The sequence below is a fragment of the Brachybacterium endophyticum genome, assembly GCF_003130585.1.
GTDB lineage: Bacteria > Actinomycetota > Actinomycetes > Actinomycetales > Dermabacteraceae > Brachybacterium > Brachybacterium endophyticum.
The window spans coordinates 602,495-623,807 of record NZ_QFKX01000002.1 but is presented as its reverse complement, the minus strand read 5'-3'; the positions used below and the strand labels follow the sequence as shown (position 1 = coordinate 623,807).

19 protein-coding genes and 1 tRNA gene are annotated in these 21,313 nt (G+C 72.4%); 9 read left to right on the top strand and 11 right to left on the bottom strand.

Annotated features, from left to right (window positions below; all coding sequences use genetic code 11):
* Positions 1–187: 187 nt before the first annotated feature.
* A complete protein-coding gene (locus DEO23_RS07190; RefSeq protein ID WP_109275298.1) occupies positions 188–1,720 on the bottom strand; it encodes a sensor histidine kinase in 1,533 nt (510 codons plus the stop codon).
* Complete coding sequence (locus tag DEO23_RS07185; RefSeq protein WP_109275297.1) at positions 1,717–2,454, bottom strand: response regulator transcription factor; 738 nt, start codon at positions 2,452–2,454, stop codon at positions 1,717–1,719. The genes DEO23_RS07190 and DEO23_RS07185 overlap by 4 nt, the downstream gene beginning before the upstream one ends.
* Before the next feature lie 228 nt (positions 2,455–2,682).
* Here DEO23_RS07185 and DEO23_RS07180 point away from each other — a divergent pair, with 228 nt between their 5' ends.
* Positions 2,683–2,955, top strand: coding sequence for a 2Fe-2S iron-sulfur cluster-binding protein (locus DEO23_RS07180; protein WP_109275296.1), 273 nt, complete (start codon positions 2,683–2,685; stop codon positions 2,953–2,955).
* Positions 2,956–3,033: 78 nt separating this feature from the next.
* On the opposite strand, the gene DEO23_RS07175 is transcribed toward DEO23_RS07180, so the two are convergent.
* Positions 3,034–3,276, bottom strand: a complete 243-nt coding sequence (locus DEO23_RS07175) for a hypothetical protein (protein ID WP_109275295.1) — start codon at positions 3,274–3,276, stop codon at positions 3,034–3,036.
* A 208-nt stretch (positions 3,277–3,484) separates the two neighbouring features.
* Positions 3,485–4,285 (bottom strand): SDR family oxidoreductase, encoded by an 801-nt coding sequence (locus DEO23_RS07170; protein WP_109275294.1) that lies wholly within the window; start codon positions 4,283–4,285, stop codon positions 3,485–3,487.
* Between the two features lie 69 nt (positions 4,286–4,354).
* On the opposite strand from DEO23_RS07170, the gene DEO23_RS07165 reads away from it, so the two are divergent.
* Complete coding sequence (locus tag DEO23_RS07165) at positions 4,355–5,053, top strand: HAD family hydrolase (protein ID WP_109275293.1); 699 nt, start codon at positions 4,355–4,357, stop codon at positions 5,051–5,053.
* 72 nt (positions 5,054–5,125) lie between these two features.
* Here the strand turns inward: DEO23_RS07165 and DEO23_RS07160 are convergent, their stop codons facing one another.
* From DEO23_RS07160 to DEO23_RS07150, 3 genes are read right to left on the bottom strand one after another with little or no spacing between them, the layout of a single operon-like run.
* The gene (locus DEO23_RS07160) at positions 5,126–6,046 is read right to left on the bottom strand and encodes a cation diffusion facilitator family transporter (protein WP_109275292.1); all 921 of its coding nucleotides are present in this window, start codon (positions 6,044–6,046) and stop codon (positions 5,126–5,128) included.
* Positions 6,043–6,468, bottom strand: a complete 426-nt coding sequence (locus DEO23_RS07155; RefSeq protein WP_109275291.1) for an ArsR/SmtB family transcription factor — start codon at positions 6,466–6,468, stop codon at positions 6,043–6,045. The genes DEO23_RS07160 and DEO23_RS07155 overlap by 4 nt, the downstream gene beginning before the upstream one ends.
* 43 nt (positions 6,469–6,511) lie before the next feature.
* Entirely contained in the window at positions 6,512–7,798 is a 1,287-nt protein-coding gene (locus DEO23_RS07150; protein ID WP_109275290.1) for a dicarboxylate/amino acid:cation symporter, read from the bottom strand.
* A gap of 95 nt (positions 7,799–7,893) precedes the next feature.
* On the opposite strand from DEO23_RS07150, the gene DEO23_RS07145 reads away from it, so the two are divergent.
* The 6 genes from DEO23_RS07145 (at position 7,894) to valS (ending at position 15,890) form a co-directional block, all read left to right on the top strand.
* Positions 7,894–8,688, top strand: coding sequence for an ABC transporter permease (locus DEO23_RS07145; protein ID WP_109275289.1), 795 nt, complete (start codon positions 7,894–7,896; stop codon positions 8,686–8,688).
* Positions 8,681–9,532 carry an ABC transporter permease gene (locus DEO23_RS07140; protein ID WP_240613271.1) on the top strand — a complete coding sequence of 284 codons (852 nt, stop codon included), beginning with the start codon at positions 8,681–8,683 and terminating at the stop codon, positions 9,530–9,532. Before DEO23_RS07145 ends, DEO23_RS07140 begins: the two co-directional genes overlap by 8 nt.
* A complete protein-coding gene (locus DEO23_RS07135; RefSeq protein WP_240613270.1) occupies positions 9,529–10,623 on the top strand; it encodes an ABC transporter ATP-binding protein in 1,095 nt (364 codons plus the stop codon). Before DEO23_RS07140 ends, DEO23_RS07135 begins: the two co-directional genes overlap by 4 nt.
* A gap of 77 nt (positions 10,624–10,700) precedes the next feature.
* Positions 10,701–11,969, top strand: coding sequence for a hypothetical protein (locus DEO23_RS07130; protein WP_109275288.1), 1,269 nt, complete (start codon positions 10,701–10,703; stop codon positions 11,967–11,969).
* Between the two features lie 114 nt (positions 11,970–12,083).
* Positions 12,084–13,142 carry a lipoate-protein ligase LplAB gene (locus tag DEO23_RS07125; protein ID WP_165831758.1) on the top strand — a complete coding sequence of 353 codons (1,059 nt, stop codon included), beginning with the start codon at positions 12,084–12,086 and terminating at the stop codon, positions 13,140–13,142.
* A 90-nt stretch (positions 13,143–13,232) separates the two neighbouring features.
* Complete coding sequence (valS, locus tag DEO23_RS07120) at positions 13,233–15,890, top strand: valine--tRNA ligase (RefSeq protein ID WP_109275286.1); 2,658 nt, start codon at positions 13,233–13,235, stop codon at positions 15,888–15,890.
* 6 nt (positions 15,891–15,896) lie between these two features.
* On the opposite strand, the gene selB is transcribed toward valS, so the two are convergent.
* The 3 genes from selB to DEO23_RS07105 form a co-directional block, all read right to left on the bottom strand.
* Positions 15,897–17,714 (bottom strand): selenocysteine-specific translation elongation factor, encoded by a 1,818-nt coding sequence (gene selB, locus DEO23_RS07115; protein WP_109275285.1) that lies wholly within the window; start codon positions 17,712–17,714, stop codon positions 15,897–15,899.
* A complete protein-coding gene (gene selA / locus DEO23_RS07110; RefSeq protein WP_109275284.1) occupies positions 17,711–19,033 on the bottom strand; it encodes an L-seryl-tRNA(Sec) selenium transferase in 1,323 nt (440 codons plus the stop codon). Before selA ends, selB begins: the two co-directional genes overlap by 4 nt.
* Positions 19,034–19,117: 84 nt before the next feature.
* A tRNA-Sec gene (locus tag DEO23_RS07105) sits at positions 19,118–19,212 on the bottom strand.
* Positions 19,213–19,302: 90 nt separating this feature from the next.
* Between DEO23_RS07105 and selD the strand changes: the two genes are divergently transcribed.
* Positions 19,303–20,349, top strand: coding sequence for a selenide, water dikinase SelD (gene selD / locus DEO23_RS07100; RefSeq protein ID WP_109275283.1), 1,047 nt, complete (start codon positions 19,303–19,305; stop codon positions 20,347–20,349).
* Between the two features lie 91 nt (positions 20,350–20,440).
* Here selD and DEO23_RS07095 read toward each other — a convergent pair whose 3' ends face one another.
* On the bottom strand, positions 20,441–21,268 hold the full coding sequence (locus DEO23_RS07095; protein WP_109275282.1) for an SDR family NAD(P)-dependent oxidoreductase: 828 nt from the start codon (positions 21,266–21,268) through the stop codon (positions 20,441–20,443).
* Positions 21,269–21,313: the final 45 nt, after the last annotated feature.

Sequence of the window (21,313 nt, the reverse complement as noted above, 5' to 3'; positions counted from 1 at the left end):
CTGTGACGGGCTGGTCCCGGCGGGTTCTACTGAGCCGGGCCTCCTGCGCGAGCAGGCGCGACGACCGTTCTTCCCGCGGCTCTCCGGTGATGGCCGGGTCGATGCCGATGGCTCGCAGTCTACGCGGGCTCCCCGTGACCGGTCACGCCTGACCGCGGTGGAATCGGTCTCGTCGGGATCGGCCCCTTCACCCCTGGGTCGTCTCCCGGCCCGCCAGCGGGAGGGTGAGGGTGAAGACCGTGCGGCCCGGCACGGATTCCAGGTCGATGCTGCCCCCGTGGGCCTCGGTGATCGCGCGGACGATCGGCAGACCCAGCCCGGTGGTGTCGTCGTCTCCCGAGCGGGCGGCGTCGGCCCGCGTGAAGCGCTCGAAGACGTGGTCGAGGACCCCCGGGGCGATGCCGGGGCCGTCGTCGGCGACCTCGAGCACGGCCCTGTCCTCGCGGGTGCGCAGGACCACCCGCACCTGCGTGCCCGTGGGGGTGTGCTTGCGGGCGTTGGAGAGCAGGTTCACCACCACCTGGGAGAGCTGCCGGGCGCTGCCGTGCACGGGGACCGCGGCCTCGGGGACCTCGAGGTCCCACTGGTGATCGGGCGCGGTGACCTGGGCGTCCAGGGCGGCGTCCAGCACGAGCTCGCCGAGGTCGCACTCGCCCGCCTCGAGCGGGGCGCCCTCGTCGAGCCGGGCCAGCAGCAGCAGGTCCTCCACGAGCGAGGTCATCCGGACGGACTGCGCCTCCATGCGCTGGACGGACTGCTCGCCGCGATCGCTGAGCTCCTCGGTCATGCGCAGCATCTCGGTGTAGCCGCGGATCGCGGTCAGCGGGGTGCGCAGCTCGTGGGAGGCGTCGGCGATGAAGCGGCGCATCGACTCCTCGCTGCGCTGCCGGGTCTCCAGCGCGTCCTCGACGTTGTCCAGGAGCAGGTTCAGCGCACGGCCGACCTCCCCGGCCTCGGTGCCCGAGAGCGCGATCCGCGCATCGACCCTCTCCCCCAGGGCGACGTCCCCGCGGGAGAGCGGCAGGTCGGCGACGTGGCCGGCGACGGCGGAGACCTCCTCGAGAGGCCGCAGGGTCCGGCGCACGATCAGCGACCCCGCGATCCCGCACAGCGCCGTGGCGAGCAGCCCGGCGCTCACCAGGGTGATGTCCAGCCGTGTGAGGGTCGACTGCACCTGCCGGAGCGGGACCCCCGTGGCCAGCTCGTCACCCTCGCCGACGGGAGTCATCATGACGCGGTAGGCGCCGATGGAGAGATCCAGGTCGGTGTGCTCGCCGGGGTCGAGGTCGGCGGTCGCCTCGGAGATCTCGCCCCGGTCGGCCGATCCCAGCTTCTCGACCTGCCCGTCGGTGCCGCGCCAGGCCGCGGTGACGACCCTCCCGTCGTCGAGGAACGCGGCCAGTTCGAACTCCCCTCCCCCCGGCCCGGAATCAGAGGAGCCGCCCGAGTCCGAGGAGCCGCCGGAGTCCGAGGAGCCGGCCGGCGGCGGGTGCGGGGCCCCGTGGCCGTCCGCTCCGGCCTGACCCGCTCGCTGCGAGGCCCGGACCAATTGGGCGTCGAGCTGCTGCTCGAGATGGTTGCGCACGGAGACATGGGTGACGGCCCCGACCAGCACGCACAGCACGGCGACCGTGGTCACCAGCAGCACCACGAGGGTCGCGCGCAGGGAGAGCCGGCGCCGACGTGCAGGGGACGGGGGCTGCGAGGCCGCAGGGCTCATGCGGGCTTGAGCATGTAGCCGGCTCCGCGGACGGTGCGGATCATCGGCTCCCTGCCGACGTCGATCTTCTTGCGCAGGTAGGAGATGTAGAGCTCGACGATGTTGGCCTGCCCGCCGAAGTCGTAGTTCCACACCGCGTCCAGGATCTGTGCCTTCGAGAGCACGCGCCGCGGGTTCTCCATCAGGTACTGCAGCAGCTGGTACTGGGTCGCGGTCAGTGGGATCTCCTCCCCCGCACGCGTCACCTCGTGGGTGTCGAGGTCCATCACCAGGTCCCCCACCACCAGTTCGGTGCTGCGGACCGGTGCCGCCCCCGTGCGCTGGACCAGACGGTGCAGCCGCAGCAGCACCTCCTCCATCGTGAAGGGCTTGGTCACGTAGTCGTCGGCGCCGGAGGCGAGTCCCTGGACCCGGTCGGAAGGGGCGTCCATCGCCGTCAGCATGAGCGAGGGGACCTCGGGCTGCAGGGCGCGGATCCTGCGCAGCACCTCGAGGCCCTCGATGCCCGGCAGCATCCGGTCCAGGACCAGCACGTCGGGGCGGAGCTCGCGAGCGACCCGCACGGCCTCCAGCCCGTCGCCGACGACGGTCGCCTCCCAGCCGATCATCTGCAGCGGGAAGCGCAGCAGGTCGGCGATCGTCGGCTCGTCCTCGACCACGAGCGCCCGGATCGCCGTGCCGTCGGACCGCGTGAGGGCCGGCAGCGCGGAGAGCGCGGAGGGGGTGTGGGTCATGGTCTGCTCCCGTTCGAGGTGGTGGGACCGACCCTAGACCCGGGCAGGTGCGCAGCACAGAGCTGCGCGGGGGCGCACAGGCGGTCGATCGCCTCGGCACAGTCGTCGCACAGGTTGCGTCCCGCGAGGCGCTCGGACGACACCTCGAGGTGAGAGCACCCTCACCTCTTCCCCGGTTAGCGGACATGCGATGCTGGACGCGCTGTCCCGATCCCCGAAGGAGCGCTCATGGCCACGCTCGGCGAACCGTTCACCGCGAAGTGCCACCGGTCCGGCACCACCGTGGAGGTCGACGGCGAGCACACGCTCCTGCAGGCCCTCCTCGATGCCGGCATCGACGTCGACTACTCGTGCGAGGGCGGGGTGTGCGGCACCTGCGTGCTGCCGCTGCTGGCCGGGGACGTGATCCACGAGGACGAGTTCCTCGACGAGGACGAGCGCGAGGAGCGGATCACGGTGTGCGTCTCCCGCGGCATCGGGGAGATCGAGCTCGACGTCTGATCGGAGCCCGCGCGGCGGTCGGTGACCGCGTGGATCAGCGGGCGCGGGTCCGACGACCTGCGGCCGACCGGGAGACCCTTAGCGGCGACGGGGCCCGGCGACGACCCATCCGATCGTGACCAGCAGGACCGAGATCGCCGCCATCGCGGTCGAGGACGCGAGGGGCATCAGCGGACCACCCAGCAGCACCGTGAGCAGACAGAGCAGCGCGATCGTCACGATCACGGCGAACAGCTGCGGCCGGTCCCCGGCGCGAGGTCCCTCCGGCCGGGCGGAGCTCAGGGTGTGGGAGGGGACGGTGTGCATCCTGCGCTCGTCCATGTCCGTCCTCCTGGTGCTGCTGTCCTGCGGGGTGGTGCGTCCTGTGCGGCGCCCGGTCCCGGGCGGCGTAGCCGTCCCCGGTCACTCTGTCATCGAGCCGCCGATGGTTCCACCATCTCGCGCCCGGCGCGTCGGCACATCCCTCGTCCGGCGGATCCTAGGGCATACCCCGGTCGTAGGCGGCCTCCCCGCCCGGGGCGCTCACGCCTCAGAGTCCGACGTGCCGCGCCACCTTGTGCTGGGCGGCTTGCGCGAGGGGCCGGATCGTCACCAGGTCGAGGTTGACGTGGTGCGGTGCGTTCAGCGCGTAGGAGACGACGTCCGCGCAGTCATCGGCGCTCAGCGGGTTCTCGACGCCGTCGTAGACCTTGTCCGCACGCTCCTTGTCCCCCAGGCGCACCAGGGAGAACTCCTCGGTGCGGACCATGCCGGGCGCGATCTCGATGACCCGGATAGGCTCGCCGGCGAGTTCGAGGCGCAGAGCCGAGGCGACCATGTGCTCTCCGGCCTTTGCGGCGTTGTACCCGGCGCCACCCTCGTAGGCACCCTGGGCCGCGGTCGAGGACAGCACCAGGATGTCGCCGCGGCCGCTCGCGCGCAGGGCCGGCAGGAGCTCGCGGGTGACCCGGGCGGTGCCCAGCACGTTCGTCGAGTACATGCGCTGCCAGGCGTCCAGGTCCGCCGCATCGACGGCCTCCTGTCCGAAGGCTCCGCCGGCGATGTTCACCACCGCGTTCACCCGTCCGTCGAACAGCTCGTCCACACGCTCGACCAGACGGGCGACGTCCTCGTCCTCGGTGACGTCCGCGACGAGGGTCTCGCAGCCCGTCTCCGCGGCCAGAGTGGCCAGCCGGTCCTCGCGCCGGGCGACGGCGAGCACGCGCCAGCCGTCCGCGCGCAGGCGTCGGGCGCTCGCCCGACCGATCCCGGAGGAAGCACCGGTGACGACGGCGGTCAGGCGGTCGGCCGAGGTGGAGGGGATGGCGGCGGCAGAAGCATCGGAGGTCATGGACACCGAGGATACGGGCGCGAGCACCGAGGGGTCCCGACCGGTCCGCCGGCGCGAGAGGATGGGCCCATGAGCACCCCGTCCGCACCCGCATCCCTCCCTGCAGTCTCGCCCGAGTCACCGGTCCTCTCCCACGAGCTGGTGCTCTACGACCTCGACGGGACCCTCGTCGACTCCGTCGGCCTGATCGTCGACTCCTACGCCCACGTGTTCGAGCGCTTCGGGATCCAGGGGTACGAGGAGGCCGAGGTGCGCAGCTGGATCGGCCTCGCGCTCGAGGAGACCTTCGAGGCCCTGGATCCGCAGCGGACACCGGTGATGGCGAGGGCCTACCGGGAGTACAACGTGACCCACCACGACGACCGGATCGCGACCTACCCCGGCGCCGCCGAGCACCTGGAGGTCCTGCGGGCCGCGGGCGCCCGCCTGGGAGTGGTCACCTCGAAGGGCGCGGAGCTCGCCCGCCGCGGCCTCGAGATCACGGGGGCGCCGGCCGTCGAAGCGGTGGTCGGCAAGGAGCACACGGCCGCGCACAAGCCCGATCCCGCCCCGCTGCACTATGCGCTCGACCTGCTCGAGGGACGCCCCGAGCGTGCCGTCTACGTGGGCGATGCCGCGACCGACCTGCAGGCGGCGCACGCGGCAGGCATGGACGCCGTGGGCGTCACCTGGGGTGCGGGGACGCGACCCGCCCTCGAGGCCCAGCAGCCGCTCGCCGTCGTCGACAGCTTCGAGGAGCTCACGCGTCTGCTGGCCCCCGGGGCCTGAGCACCGTTCCACCCGGGGACTCGGCTCTGCAGGCGGTCCCGACGCCGTGAGCCGCGTGACCCGCAGCGTGACCTACCAGGTGGTCTCGTCGTCGGCGTGGTGGTCCTCGGGCTCGATCTGCAGGGTGCAGTGGTCCAGACCGTGGCGTTCGCGCAGCATCTGCTGGGCCGCGTCGAGCACCGCGTGGCTCTCCTGGGTCGTGGCCACCCGCAGGTGCACCGTCAGCACGTCCATCCCCGAGGTCACGGCCCACAGGTGCAGATCGTGCACGCCGGTCACACCGGGCAGCGCCCGCAGGTCCTCCTCCACCCTGCCGGGGTGGAGGTGGGGAGGCGTGACCTGACCGAGGACGCCGAGCACCTCCCGGCCCAGCAGGGCCGCGCGCACCGCCACGAAGATGCCGATCGCGAGCGCGATCGCCGTGTCCCACAGACTCGTCCCCGTCGCGCCCACGAGGATCGCCGCGGCGATCACGCCCACCGAGCCGACGCTGTCGGCCAGCACCTCCAGGTACGCGCCCCGGACGTTCAGGCTCTCGGCCGCGCCTGCGCTCAGCAGGCGCATCACCACGAGGTTCACCACCAGACCCAGCGCTCCCACCACCAGCATCGGCGTCGAGGAGACCTCGGCAGTGCCGCCGATCCGACCGATCGCCTCGACGATCACGAAAGCGGCGACGGCGAGCATCACGAGGACAGCGAGCAGGGAGGCGAAGACCTCCACGCGGTAGCGGCCGTAGGTGCGCCGCCCGCTGTGGTCCGGCCGGGCAGCGAGGACGGTCGCGCCGAGCGCCGCCCCGAGGGTGAGGACGTCGGCCGCCATGTGGCCGGCATCGGAGAGCAGGGCCAGGGAGTCCGCGGCGAGCGCGGTGACCAGCTCGACGACGAAGAACCCGCCGATCAGGACGAGGGCGAGCGCGAGTCGACGCCGGTGCCTGCCGCTCGCGCTCACCGACCCTGCCGAGGTGCCGTGCGAGTGCCCGTGCCCGCTCATCGTCCCTCGCCCTCCTTCTCGGGGTGGGTGACCTCCGAGTGCTCGGTGTGGGCGATCGCGAGGTCCAGGAGCATCCGCACGTGCGGGTCCTCGAGCCGGTAGTAGATCCGTCGGCCCGCACGGCGGGTGGCGACCACCCGATGGGCGCGCAGCAGCTTGAGCGCGTGGGAGGTGGCGGAGTCCGACTGGCCGGTCAGCGCCGCCAGGTCGTGCACGCAGAGCTCCCCGTCCAGGAGTCCGAGCAGGAGGGTCAGCCGCGTCGGATCGCCCAGCAGCGAGAAGACGTCGGCCGTGTCGTGGACCGCCTCGGGGGCCGGCAGACGAGCTGCGACCAGGGCGACGCGGTCGGCGTCGACAAGATCGTCCGCACAGTCCCCGGGTGCCGCGCCCGCCACCGAAGCAACACCTGACACGTTGTTCATATGTTCAGGCTACGTGCCGCCCCGGAGGACGGGCAAGGTGCGGTCACAGGGCGATGGCGTCGGCCTCCTCGTGCTCGAGGTCGCCCGAGACGCGCCCCTTCGCGATCCGCGAGACGACCGCAGCGATCGCGCCGTCGCCGGTGACGTTGGTGGCGGTGCCGAAGGAGTCGATCGCGATGTAGGAGGCGATCATCAGGCCGACGGCGGCGTCCCCGAAGCCGAGCATCGAGGAGAGGATGCCGGTGGCGGCCATGATCGCGCCGCCGGGCACCCCGGGCGCGGCGATCATGACGACGCCGAGCATGAGCACGAAGCCGATCAGCTTCGGGATGCTCAGGTCCATCCCGGTGATCAGCATGATCGCGACGGCGAAGGAGGTGATCTTCAGGGTGGATCCGGCGAGGTGGATGGTCGCGCACAGCGGCACCACGAATCCGGCGATCGCCGAGGGCACGCCGTTGCGGCGCGCGCACTGGAGGGTCACCGGGATGCTCGCGGCCGAGGAGCTCGTGCCCAGTGCGGTCGCGTAGGCGGGAGCCATGGTGGCGAGCATCCGCAGAGGATTGCGCCGCATCGCGATGCCGGCCGCGCAGTACTGCACCACCAGCACGATCACCGTGAGCACGAGGACCATCACCACGACGGCGAGGAACGTGCCGATCACGGTCCAGATCTGGCCATTCATCGTCAGCCCCAGGAACATGCCGAAGATGTAGACGGGCAGCAGCGGGATGATGATCGCCTCGATCGTGCGCACCACGATCGTGCGCAGCTGCTCGAAGGATTCCTGCAGGGCGCCGCGCTTGACGAGGGTCAGTCCGATGCCCAGGCAGAAGGACAGCAGCAGCGCCGTCATCACCTCGAACACCGGCGGCATGTCGATCGAGAAGTACGGCGCGATCGCCGAGTCCTCGGGGTTCTCCAGCGTGCCCACGCTCGCACCGGCGAGGAGCCGGGGCAGCAGCAGGAGGGAGACGCCGAGCGCGAAGAACCCGCACAGGATCGTCGAGGCGTAGGCCAGGGCCGTGGTCAGGGCCAACATCTTGCCGGCACCGCGGCCCAGCTCCCCGATCGCCGGGGTCACCAGACCCACGATGATCAGCGGGATCAGGAACTCCAGGAACCCGGAGAACAGGCCGTTGAACGTCGTGAACACGCGGGCGAGCGCCTCGGGCATCACCAGCCCCAGCAGCACGCCCAGCACGATCGCGAGCACGATCCGCGGGAGCAGACCGAAGCGGCGACGCCGCGGGGCGGGATCGGCGGGCGAGGCTGAGGCCTGGTCGGCCGGGGCGGGCGCGGCCTCGGGGGTCCGTGCGGAGGAGGGCATGCGGGCGTCCTGTTCCGGGCGGGGGCGGGGAAGGCACCACCCTAGCCCGCGCGAAACCCTCCCCCGCGGACGCGTCGCACCGTAGGATCGCCCGAGTGCTCGCCTTCGGTCGCATCGTCGCCGCCTCCTTCCGGCAGTACTCCACCTACCGCGTCGCCACCGTCGCCGGCGTCTTCACCAACTCGATCTTCGGGCTGATCCGCGCCTCGATCCTGCTCGCAGCGATCTCGACGGCCGGCGGGGAGCTGCGCGGGTACGACGCCCTGCAGGCCGCGACCTACGTGTGGCTGGGCCAGGCGCTGCTGGCCCCCATCGAGGCCTTCGGCACGCGCGAGGTCGCCGAACGGGTCCACGAGGGCGACATCGCCGTGGACCTGCTGCGCCCGATGGGATTCCTGCGCCTGCACTACGCCAGGAAGCTGGGGCGCTCGGCCTTCCTGCTGCTCGCCCGGGGGATCCCCCCGATGCTGGTCGGGGCCCTGCTGACGGGCATCACCCTGCCCACGGACCCGCTGAGCTGGCTGCTGGGGCTGCTGGCCGTGGTCCTCGCGATCACGGTCGCCTTCCTCGCCGACCTGATCGTGAACCTGACGGCTTTCTGGCTCGTGCAGACCCGGGGGCTGACGGTCGTCTACACCGCGGTGATGAACCTGCTCTCGGGATTCCTGATCCCGATCGCCTGGTTCCCCGACCAGCTGATCGCGCTCACCCGTGCAACCCCGTTCCCGGCCATGGTGCAGACCCCGATCGACGCCCTCTCCGGCCGGCTCACACCCCTCGAGACGCTGCCGCAGGTGGGCATCCAGGTGGCCTGGGCCGCGGTGCTGACGGTGGGCGCCTGGCTGCTGCTGCGGGCCGGGACACGCTCGCTGGAGGTGCAGGGTGGCTGAGTCACGACGCCTGCAGGCCAGGCCCTCCCCCGCCGACCGGCCGGTCTCCCTGCTGCGCATGGTCGCGACCCTCTACGGCTCGCGCATCCGCTCGCAGGCGGCGTTCCGCGCCAGCTTCCTGATGGACCTGCTGGGGCAGGTGCTGATCGTCGGCACCGAGTTCCTCGAGCTGTGGGTGATCCTCTCCCAGGTGGACGTGCTGGGAGGGATGACGCTGCCGCAGGTCGCCGTGGTCTACGGCCTGGGGGCGCTGGCCTTCGGCATCGCCGATCTGCTGTTCGGGGAGATCGACGGCCTCTCGACCGCGATCCGCTCGGGCAAGCTCGAGACGCTGATGGTCCGCCCCGTCCCGATGCTGCTGCAGATCTCGAGCCTCGACCTCTCCCTGCGGCGGCTGGGGCGGATCGTCGTGGGCCTCGCGATGCTGGCGACGGCCCTGGCGATCGCCGGCTTCTCCCCCACCCCCGCCCATCTGCTCCTGGTGGTCCTCGCGCCGCTGGCCGGCGCGGCGATCCTCGGCGCCCTGTTCACGATGGCCGGAGCGATGCAGTTCTGGCTCGTGGACGGTCGCGAGTTCGCCAACGCCTTCACGTACGGCGGGAACTACGTGGCCACCAACCCCGGTGCCGTCTTCCCGCTGCCGCTGCGGGCCTTCTTCACCTTCGTGATCCCGGCGACCCTGGTCGCCTACACCCCGACCCTCGCCCTGCTCGACCTCACCGGCCCCGCCCTGCTCCCGCAGTGGACGGGCTGGCTGGGGGCACCGGTCGCGATCCTGATCTGGATCGTGGCCGCCCTGCTGTGGCGCTCGGGCGTTCGACACTACACAGGAGCAGGCGGATGACGACCTCGAACGACCCCGCGATCGAGCTGCGGGCCCTGCGCCGCGACTACGTCGTGCGCGGCCGACGGCGGACCACGGCCGACGCACCGCACGAGACGCCGGACGACCCCTCGCGGACCACGGCGACCCGCGGGCCCCGCCGGGACCGCGCCGCCCTCGGAGCCCGGATCCCCCGTGGCGTGCGCGGTGCTCGCAGGGCGCAGAGGATCATCCGCGCGGTCGACGACGTCAGTCTCCGGGTCGACCCGGGTGAGGCCGTCGGCTTCGTGGGCGCCAACGGTGCCGGGAAGTCCACCACGATCAAGATGATGACCGGCATCCTGCAGCCCACGGCGGGTCATGTGCGCGTCCTGGGGCGACGACCGGTCCCCGAGCGCCGTCGGCTGAGCCGGGAGATCGGCGTGGTCTTCGGACAGCGCTCCCAGCTGTGGTGGGACCTGCCGCTGCGGGATTCCTTCCGGATCCTGGGGGCGATGCACCGCCTCCCCGAGTCCGCCCGCACCGCTCGCCTCTCACGCCTCGTCGAGGGTCTGGACCTGCAGGACTTCCTGGACCGTCCGGTGCGTCAGCTCTCGCTGGGCCAGCGCATGCGCGGTGAGGTCGCGGCCGCCCTGCTGCACTCCCCGCGCCTGGTGATCCTCGATGAGCCGACCATCGGGCTGGACATGATCTCCAAGGAGGGCCTGCGCCGCTTCCTGCGCGAGGACCGCGAGGAGCGCGGGACGACCCTGTTCCTGACCACCCACGACATGAGCGACGTCGAACGGCTCTGCGAGCGGATCGTCGTCGTGAACTCCGGGACCGTCGCCTTCGACGGGCCGCTCGCCGGCTTCCGCGAGTCCCTCGGGGCTCCGCGCGAGCTGATCATCGACCTCGCGGAGCCGCAGGAGCGGCTCACCCTGCCCGCGGGGGTCTCGACGCTCGCGGTCGAGGCGGAGGGCATCCGCCATCGGATCGCCTTCCACGGCAGCGAGATGACGGTGCCGCGGCTGCTGGCCGCCGTGGGCGAGCAGGCCGAGATCGCCGATCTCTCCCTCGCCGAGCCCGCGATCGAGGACCTGGTGCGGGAGATCTACGCGCGCGGTCGCTGACGCGGTCGCCGGGCAGCGCCGTATCCTCGATCCCGAGCGCACCGACCGACGCTCGCCCCACGTGGAAGGAGACGCCCGTGAGCCCTGCCAGCCCGTCCGTCGGGCGGATGATCGCCGGCGGCCTGGACGCCGTCCCGAAGCAGATCCGGCACGACGACACGCGCACACGCCACGAGGCGATGGCCCGCGGCATGCTCGACCACGTGCTGCGCGACCGGCGCGCGCGCCGCCAGTTCGCCCGCCACGTCGCCGGGATCTCCGGCAGGGCCCCGGCGTTCCGCACCACTACCCGCACCACCCCCGACGCCTACGACCTGATCGGTCGGGCCCCCTCGGGCGCCGGTCCCGAGTTCCTCGGCATCAAGCTCGTGATCGACGGGGATCTCGGCGAGGAGCGCCTGCACACCCTCTTGGGCGGCCTCGACCACGCCCCCGGCAGCCGCCTGCTGCTGATCGTGCCCCGCTCACGCCGGTCCCAGGTGCGCAAGGTCGAGGACCCGACCGGCAGGATGCTGATGGTGACGTGGGCGCAGCTGGCCAAGCGCCTGGTCCAGCGCGACCCCGAGAGCGCCGAGCTGTGGACCGCCCTGGCCGAGTTCGGGGAGAACGAGGCCGTCGAGGACGCCCAGCAGCCGATCGCCCCCAAGGTGCTGCTGGACGAGGAGGTCACCAACGAGCTGCGTGACCACCTGCGCTCGATGCTGCTGATCAGCCGCACGCTGATCCACCGCTCCCCGCGCTTCTCCTCCAGCCGCAGCCACCCCCGCGCCTGGCTCCACGCAGGCGGCAGCAACGAGGACCTCGGGGTCGAGTTCGACGCGGTCGAGGACGGCTCCGCGATCTGGCTGGTCGGCTCACGCCCCCAACGCACCCTCCCGCTGGGCATCGGCGCCCTGGACGGGGACGAGGAGCACGAGGCCGCGAACGCGCGCCTGCAGGAGATCGCCGCCGCACCCGACTGGCGCCACGACCCCGACCTCACCGTGGACCCGTCGCCGTTCCTGGGCACTCCCGCCTCGCGCAAGGTGGAGGACGCCCGCTCGCTGCTGTGGGAGGTCCTGGATCCGGGGCGGCTCGAGGCCGCAGGGTTCCCGCTGGTGCCGCGCCAGCAGCCGGACATGACCGAGGACCGCCTCTCGGTGCGCGTGCACGCTCCCTCGATCCCCCGCTCGGGCACCTTCCTGGTCTCGATCGGCGGTTCGAGCACCTGGCGCACGCTGCTGCCGCGGGTCACCCGCGAGTTCGACAACCGCACCTATGTCGTGCAGGCCAAGAAGTCCGCCTCCGTCCAGGAGTTCGTCACCGACGTCCACGAGGCGCTGCACTCGCTGGCCACCAAGCCCTGAGCGGCGGTGCGGACCCGGGCCGTGCGGCTCACACCGCCGATCGGCGCCGCGGCTGGGACAATGGACGGCGGGCCCACTCCGGCGCCCTGTCCAGCTCGCAGAGAGGCATATCCGGTGAACGGTGCGTTCAAGGTCCGCGGTGGCAAGCTCGTCTCGGTCGAGGTCGAGGCCTCCGACGGTGTCATCACCTCCGCGCACGTGTTCGGGGACTTCTTCCTCGAACCCGATGAGGCCCTCGAGGACATCGACGCCGCGATCGTCGGTCTGCCGGTGAAGGCCAGCGCCCAGCAGATCACCGAGTCGATCACCTCCCGCCTCGCCGCCCGCCACGGCGACGTCGAGATGATCGGCTTCGACGCCGATGCGGTCGCGATCGCCGTGCGCCGAGCCCTGGGCAACGCGACCAGCTGGGACGATCACGAGTTCGACGTGATCGGGCCGGTCACGATGGCCCCGATCATGCACGTCGCCCTCGACGAGGTCCTCCCCCACGAGGTCGCCGCGGGCAGGCGCCGGCCGCTGCTGCGGATCTGGGACTGGGACTCGCCGCTGGTGGTGATCGGTTCCTACCAGAGCGTGAAGAACGAGATCGATCCCGAGGGCGCCGCCGAGCACGGCATCGGGGTGGTGCGCCGGATCACCGGGGGCGGCGCGATGTTCATGGAGGCCGGCAACTGCCTGACCTACTCGCTCGTGGTGCCGTCCTCGCTCGTGGAGGGCCTGAGCTTCGAGCAGTCCTACGCCTATCTCGACGACTGGGTGATGGGGGCCCTCGCCGAGATCGGCGTGCGCGCCCGCTACGTGCCGCTGAACGACATCGCCTCGGACAAGGGCAAGATCGGCGGGGCCGCCCAGCGCCGCTTCGCCGACGGCGTGGTGCTGCACCACGTGACGATGAGCTACGACATCGACGCCGACAAGATGGGCGAGGTGCTGCGCGTGGGCCGCGAGAAGCTCTCGGACAAGGGCACCCGCAGCGCGAACAAGCGCGTGGACCCGATGCGCTCGCAGACCGGCATGACCCGCGAGGCGATCATCGACAGCTTCCTGGACTACTTCCGCGGCAAGTACGCAACGCACGACTCGGCCTACACCGAGGACGAGCTCGGGAAGGCCCGGCACCTGGTGGAGACCAAGTTCGGCACCGAGGAGTGGACCCAGCGGGTGCCGTGACAGCGGGGCCGCCGGGAACCGCCGCGCGATGCGCCCGTGATCACGTCGCAGGATTGCGCCCTCAGGCACGATGCCTGGAACAATGGCCCCATGACCGATACCGCCCCGCGCCCGAACGCCGCGTCCGCTCTCCCCGACAAGCCCACCCTCGAGGGCCTCGAGGACAAGTGGGACCGCGTATGGGACGAGGCCCAGGTCTACGCCTTCGACGCCGACACCACCCGTGACCAGGTGTTCAGCGTCGACACCCCGCCGCCCACGGCGTCGGGCTCCCTGCACATCGGCCACGTCTTCGGCTACTCCCAGGCCGACATGATCGTGCGCTACCAGCGCATGCGCGGGAAGAACGTGTTCTACCCGCTGGGCTGGGACGACAACGGCCTGCCCACCGAGCGCCGCGTGCAGAACTACTTCGGGGTGCGCTGCGACCCGTCGCTGCCCTACGAGGAGGACTTCACGCCCCCGCAGGAGGGCGGCGACAACAAGTCCTCCAAGGCCGCGAACCAGACGCCGATCTCGCGCCGGAACTTCATCGAGCTCTGCGAGAAGCTGACGAAGGTCGACGAGGCCTCCTTCGAGGAGGTCTTCCGCACCCTGGGCCTCTCGGTCGACTGGAACCACAGCTACCAGACGATCGACGCCCGCTCCCGGGCCACCAGCCAGCGGGCCTTCCTCGAGAACCTCGAGAAGGGCCAGGCCTACCAGTCCGAGGCCCCCACCATGTGGGACGTCACCTACCGCACCGCGGTCGCGCAGGCCGAGCAGGAGGACCGCGAGCGCGACGGTGCCTACCACCGCATCGGCTTCGCGAAGACCGACGGCAGCGGCGAGAAGGTCTTCATCGAGACCACCCGCCCCGAGCTGCTGCCCGCCTGCGTGGCCCTCGTCGCCCACCCGGACGACGAGCGCTACCAGGACCTGTTCGGCACCACGGTCACCTCTCCCCTGTTCGGCGTCGAGGTGCCCGTGATGGCGCACCCGCTCGCCCAGGCGGACAAGGGCGCGGGCATCGCCATGATCTGCACCTTCGGTGACGCCAACGACGTGACCTGGTGGCGCGAGCTCGAGCTGCCCACCCGCAGCGTGATCGGCCGGGACGGCCGCTTCCTGCCCGAGGCGCCGTGGATCACCTCGGCCGAGGGCCAGGAGCGCTACGCCGAGCTCGCCGGCCTGACCGTGTTCAGCGCGCAGAAGCGCGTGGTCGAGATGGTCACCGAGAGCGGCGACCTGGTCGGCGAGCCGAAGAAGATCACCCACCCCGTGAAGTTCTACGAGAACGGCGACAAGGCCCTCGAGTACGTCACCAGCCGCCAGTGGTACCTCACCAATGGCGGGCGCGACAGCAGCGAGGGCGGGCTGCGCGACGCCCTCATCGCCCGCGGCGCCGAGATCACCTGGCACCCCGCCTACATGGAGTCGCGCTACCGCAACTGGGTGGAGGGCCTGGTCGGCGACTGGCTGGTCTCCCGCCAGCGCTTCTACGGGGTGCCGATCCCGGTCTGGTACGCCCTGGACGCCGCCGGCGAGGTCGACTACGACACGGTGCTCACCCCCGAGGTCGAGCGTCTGCCGATCGATCCGACGACCGACGTGCCCGCCGGCTACGAGGAGGCCCAGCGCGAGCAGCCGGGTGGCTTCACAGCCGACCCCGACATCCTCGACACCTGGGCGACGAGCTCCCTGACCCCGCAGCTCGCAGGCGGCTGGGACGCCGATCCGGAGCTGTTCGCGAAGGTCTACCCGATGGACCTGCGCCCGCAGGGCCACGACATCATCCGCACCTGGCTGTTCTCCACTATCGTCCGCTCGCACCTGCAGCAGGACTCCCTGCCCTGGACCAACACCTCGATCAACGGCTGGATCCTGGATCCGGACCGCAAGAAGATGAGCAAGTCCAAGGGCAACGTGGTGACCCCGATCGGCCTGCTGCACAGCCACGGCTCCGACGGTGTGCGCTACTGGGCCGGGCGTGCCCGCCAGGGCGTGGACACGGCCTTCGACGAGGGCCAGATGAAGATCGGCCGGCGCCTGGCCATCAAGATCCTCAACGCCTCGAAGTTCGCGCTCGGCTTCGGCGAGGCCCCCGCGGATCCCTCGGGTCGCCTGGCCGCTGATCCCGCCGCGGTCACCGCGTCCCTGGACCGCGCGATGCTCGCGAGCCTCGCCGGTGTCGTGGACACCGCCACCGCGGCCTTCGAGGAGATGGACTACGCGCGTGCCCTCGAGGTCGTCGAGCCCTTCTTCTGGACCTTCTGCGACGACTACATCGAGCTGATCAAGGACCGCGCGCACGGCAGCGCGGGCGAGCAGGGCGTCGCCTCCGCGCGGGCCGCGCTGGCGATCGCGCTCGAGGTGCTGCTGCGCCTGTTCGCCCCGGTGGTCGTCTTCGCGACCGAGGAGGTCTGGTCGTGGTGGCGCGAGGGCAGCGTGCACACCCAGGCCTGGCCCGAGTCGGCTCCGCTGCGCGAGGCCGCAGCCGGCCGGGACGCCGCCCTGCTGACGACCGTCGAGCAGGCCGCGATCGTGCTGCGACGCATCAAGTCCGACGCCAAGGTCTCCCAGAAGACGCCGATCCTGCAGGTCACCGTGAGCGCCCCCGCGCAGGCGGTGGAGCATCTGGAGGCCGCCCGCGGCGACCTCACGGCGCTCGGCAGGATCGAGTCGCTGACCATCACCGGTGGGGGCGAGGAGATCGACACCGCGGACGTCGAGCTCGGCGAACCGCCGGTCAAGAAGCCGCGCGGCTGACCCCTCTCAGCGCACGACCTCCCGGCGGGAGCCGTCCACGCGCCGCGTCCATCCGCGGTCATCGAGGTGCTCGAGCAGCGGGACGGCGACCCGGCGGGTGGTCCCGAGCGCCTGCCGGGCCGCGCTGAGGGTGAAGGGCTGATCCAGTCGTGCGAGCTCGCGCATGGCGAGGGCGGGAGCCGAGGGCAGCAGGACCACCCCGTCCGGCAGACGCAGCAGACGGCCCTGCGCCTCGGCGGCCGCGAGTTCGCGTGCTCCCAGGTCCAGCGCGGCCAGATCATCGGCCTCGGGTGCCCGGAAGGGCTCGGACCGCAGGCGGGACTCGAGCGTCGCGACGCGGGGTTCGACCGCGCCCAGCCCCGGGGCCGCGTCCGGGTCGGCGATGCGGCCGTCCCGCTGGACGAGCCGGGCGCTCTCGAGCACGGGCTCGAGCAGCCCGCCGTCGGGAAGACCGAGAAGGTCGAGTGCCGCGCCCCGGCTGATCCCCGGCGACAGAGGGTCGCGGGTGCTCTCCACGGTGAGGGCGTCCCGCAGGGTGGAGGCCCAGCGGCCGATCGCGTCGACGTCCACGAGCCAGTCGCGCAGGCGTCGCACGGCCGCGGGCAGCGGATCGGGCACGTGCACGCCCATGCGTCGCAGCCGGTCCTCGCGGATCGCCCCGCGGCGGGCGGTCTCGTGCACCACGTCGCCCACCGGTGAGATCGTGGCGAGCGTGCGTGCGCGGCGTCCGCCATCTCCCCGGCGCGTCAGCTCGGGCGGGTCGACGTCGAGGATCCGGGCCCCGCCGAGCACCGCATGTTCCCCGCTGCCCCGCAGCAGCACCCGATCACCCACGCGCAGGGGCAGCGCCCGTTCGAGGGTGATCCGCGCGTGCTCGGGACCGAGGCCCCGCACCCGGGCCGGCACCGCCGCGCTGCCGGCATGGACGACGGCCTCCCTGGGCACGTCCTCGAGCAGGGCTCCTGTGCACCGGCGGACGTCGACCACGGCGACGGGCTCGAACGCCCCGGGGGTGACCAGCGCATCCCCGCGCGCGATCGTCCCGGCGTCGATGCCGCGCAGGTTGATCGCGGCGCGGCAGACGGGGCCGAGCGCTTCGGCAGGACGCTCACGACTCTGCAGGCCGCGCACGGTGACCGGCGTGCCCTCGCCGGCGGCCGCGCCCTCGGCGCCGATCAGGTGGAGGCGGTCGCCCTCGCGGAGCGTCCCGTTCGCGAGGGTCCCGGTGACCACGGTCCCGGCGCCGGTGATCGTGAAGGAGCGGTCGACCCACAGCCGCAGCGGCGCGTCCGGGGAGGGCTCGGGGGCACGCTCGAGCACACCGTCGAGCACGGTGCGCAGCTCCTCGATGCCCTGCCCGGTGCGGGCCGAGGTGATGACGAGCGGGGCATGGGCGAGTCCCGTCGAGGCGAGCTCGGCGCGGGCCCGTGCGACCACCGCCTCCACACCCTCGGGGCCGTCCTCGGCGAGATCGGCGCGGGTGATGACGAGGAGGCCGGTGTCGATGCCCAGGGCTGCGACGGCATCGCGGTGGTCGTCGGACTGGGCCTGCCAGCCCTCGTCGGCGGCGACGACGAAGCAGACGATCGGCGCGGGGCCGAGACCGGCGAGCATGTTGCCCAGGAAGCGCTCGTGGCCGGGCACGTCGACGAAGGAGACCTCCCGCCCACTGGGCAGGCGGGACCAGGCGAAGCCGAGGTCGATGGTCAGTCCGCGACGCTTCTCCTCGGCCCAGCGGTCCGTGTCGAGGCCGGTGAGAGCGCGCACCAGGGCCGACTTGCCGTGGTCGACGTGACCGGCGGTCGCGACGACGCGCTCGATCATGCGTCCTCCTGGGCGGCGCCCGCTCCCTGCGCGGCACGCACGGCGCGGGCGAGGTCGACGTCCTGGGCGGCGGGGATGCAGCGCAGGTCCAGCAGGCACGCGCCGTCGCGCACGGTGCCGACGACGGCCGGGTCCCCGCGTCGCAGCGGCTCGGCGAGGTGCTCGGGCAGGGCCAGCGCCCAGCCGGGCAGCGGCACCTCCGCGCCCCCTCCCCCGCCGACGCGCCCCTCGTGCGCGACGACCTGCCCGCCGACCTGGTCGGCGAGGGCCGTGGTGCGCGTGCGCAGGGCCTCCGGGTCGGCGTGCAGGGCGGCCGGAACCGGCGGCTCGGGGCCCCGCAGGGTCGCTTCGAGGGCGGCGAGCGCGAGCTTGTCGGCCCGCATCGCGCGGGACATCGGGTGACGGGCGAGGCGAGCGACCACCTCGGCACGTCCCAGCAGGATCCCGGCCTGGGGCCCCCCCAGCAGCTTGTCGCCCGAGGCGATGACGAGGTCGGCGCCGTCGCGCAGCGCCGTCCCCAGGGCCGGCTCCTCCGGGAGGACAGGATCGGGCTCGAGGAGCCCGCTGCCGAGGTCGACCACGAGCGGGAGGTCGGCCCGGTGGCAGACGTCAGCGAGCTCGGCGACCGGGACGGCGGAGGTGAATCCGCTGATGCGGTAGTTGCTCGCGTGGATGCGCAGGACCGCACCGGTGTCGGGGCCGATCGCCGCGCGGTAGTCGTCCGCGTGGGTGCGGTTGGTGGTGCCGATCTCGCGGATCCGGGTGCCGGTCGAGGCGACGAGGTCCGGGAGGCGGAAGCCCGCGCCGATCTCGATCATCTCCCCGCGCGAGAGGACGACCTCGCCGGTCCCCGCCAGCGCCGTGGTCGCCAGCAGCAGCGCGGCGGCGCCGTTGTTCACGATCAGCGCGTCCTCCGCGGCCGGGCAGGCCTCGAGCAGCGCCGTGCGGGCGGCGGCGCCGCGGCGGGAGCGCTGCCCCGAGGGGAGGTCGAACTCGACGTCGGTGTATCCGGAGGCGTCCTGCAGCGCGGCCCGGGCGGCGGCGGAGAGCGGGGCACGACCGAGGTTCGTGTGGACGATGACGCCGGTCGCGTTCAGCACCGGCCGCAGCGAGTGCGCCCCCGCGCCGCCGATGCCGGCCAGCAGCTCCTGCTCCACCTGCTCCGGGGAGATCTGGCCGCTGCGCGCGCGGTCCTGGACGGCGCGCACGAGCTCACGGACCACCCGCTCCCCCATGCTCGCGCTCGCCCGTGCGACCTCCGGGAGGGCGAGCAGGCGGTCGGTGCGCGGGATGCGGCGGCGGGGATCGGTCTCTGCCACGAGTGCGGCTCCTCCTCGGCGCGGTGCACCTGAGCCCGGCCGGCTGCGCGGCGCCGGAGGATCGTCGGATGCAGGGATCGGATGTGGCGGAGGCGGACGGGAATCGAACCCGCCAGACCGAGGTCCTCGGTCTCACCAGTTTTGAAGACTGGGGTGCCCACCAGGACACGTACGCCTCCGTGGTCGATCCTATCGCCCCTGCGCGTGCCGTCCGGGAGGGGCGGTCGTCGCCCTGCCCGCCCGGCCCCGGCGGTCCTAGACTCGACATCATGGCTCCCGACGACTCCGTCCCCACCCCGCTGACGACCTCGACGCCGTCGATCTCCGTGCGGCTGACGACGATGGCCCACGGCGGGGGCTGCGCGAGCAAGATCCCGGCGGGCGAGCTCGAGGAGGCCGTCTCCGCCCTCGCCGGCCAGTCCGCGGGCGATGTGATCGTCGGACTGGACGACGGTGACGACGCCGCAGCCGTCCGGGTCCGCGAGGATCTCGCCGTCCTCTCCACGGCCGACTTCTTCACCCCGGTGGTCGACGACGCCTTCGACTGGGGGCGGATCGCCGCCGCGAACGCCCTCTCGGACATCTACGCGATGGGCGGCGACCCGGTGGTGGCGATCAACCTGGTGGGCTGGCCCCGCGAGACCCTGCCCTACGAGCTGCTGCGCGAGGTGCTGCGGGGCGGCCTGGACGTCGCCGCGCAGGCCGGTGTCCCGGTGATCGGCGGACACAGCGTGGATGATCCGGAGCCGAAGTACGGGATGGCGGTCACCGGGACCGCGCATCCGGATCGACTGCTGCGCAACGACGCCGCCGAGCCGGGCCTGCCGCTCACGCTCACCAAGCCGATCGGGGTGGGCCTGCTGAACAACCGTCACAAGGCCACCGGCGACGCGTTCCCCGCAGCGATCGAGACGATGACGACGCTGAACCGCGATGCCGCGAGGGCCGCCCTCGCGGCGGGGGTCCGCGCGGCGACCGACGTGACCGGGTTCGGACTGCTCGGGCACCTGTTCAAGATGATGCGCGCCTCGGGGACCGCCGCGGTGATCGAGCGCGGTGCGCTCCCGTTGGTCGACGGCGCGGCCGAGGCGCTGCGGGACGGGTTCGTCTCCGGCGGCACCCGCCGGAACCTCGACTGGGTCCGCGAGCACCTGCAGGTGGACACCGGCATCACCGAGGACGACCTGCTGGTCCTCGCGGACGCGCAGACCAGCGGCGGGCTGCTCGTCGTGGGCGAGGTCCCGGGCTATCCGGTGATCGGTGAGACGGTCGCGGCGTCGGCCGACGTTCCCGCGGGAACGCTCCGGATCCGCTGACGCGCGTTGCCCCGCATCCGTCGCGGCGGCTCGCCCGACCGGACGGATCACCTCCGCAGCACCTGACCCTCCGCGCTGGACGGAAGCCGGGTCACTCGCGTGTCGACGGCGGGAGCTGCCCGGCGTAGTCCTGCTGTCGCAGGTCGAGCACGCTCGAGATCTGGTCGGCGGCGTCCTCGCCGAGCACGAGTCGCAGCGGGCTGCCGGAACGCCGGGCCACGTGGGCGAGGAGCTGCGCGGCGACGGCATCGGGCGGCGTCCCGCCCCCGGTCGCGCCGGGCTCGCTGTCCCAGGGCACCTCCGCCGTGCCGAGGACGCCCTCACGCAGCGTGTCGTAGGCGTCCAAAGGGCTGCTGAACTGCATGCCCGCGGTCGCCCACTGCGTGTCCATCGCCCCGATCTCGGCGATGGTCACCCGCACTCCCATCGGCGCCGCCTCCGCCGCGAGCGCCTCGCTGAAGCCTTCGAGTCCCCATTTGGCGGCGTTGTAGAGACCGAAGAACGGCATCGATCCCACGGCGCCGACGGAGGAGATCTGGACGATGTCCCCGCCGCCGGCCCGCATCCTCGGCAGGGCGGCCTGGCTCAGCCACAGCGGGCCGAGCAGATCCACCTCGAGGATGGCGCGCGCCTCGTCCTCCGTGACCTCCTCGACGGCGCCCACCAGGCCGTAGCCGGCATTGTTCACGAGGGCGTCCAGTCGCCCCGTCGCGCGGACGGCATCGTCCACGGCTTGGTGGCACGCCGCCCGGTCGGTGAGGTCGAGTGGGAAGACCGTCAGCCGGGGGTGGGAGACGGGGAGCGCCGATCCGCGGGTCGTCGCGACGACCCGGTGCCCTTCTGCCAGCGCTCGCTGCACGAGGGCGAGGCCCAGGCCTCCGCTCGCGCCCGTGATGAGCCAGGTCTGCTCGGTGGTCATGCCCCGATCCAACACCAGAGCACCCGTTACGTCCCGTTCTTATCC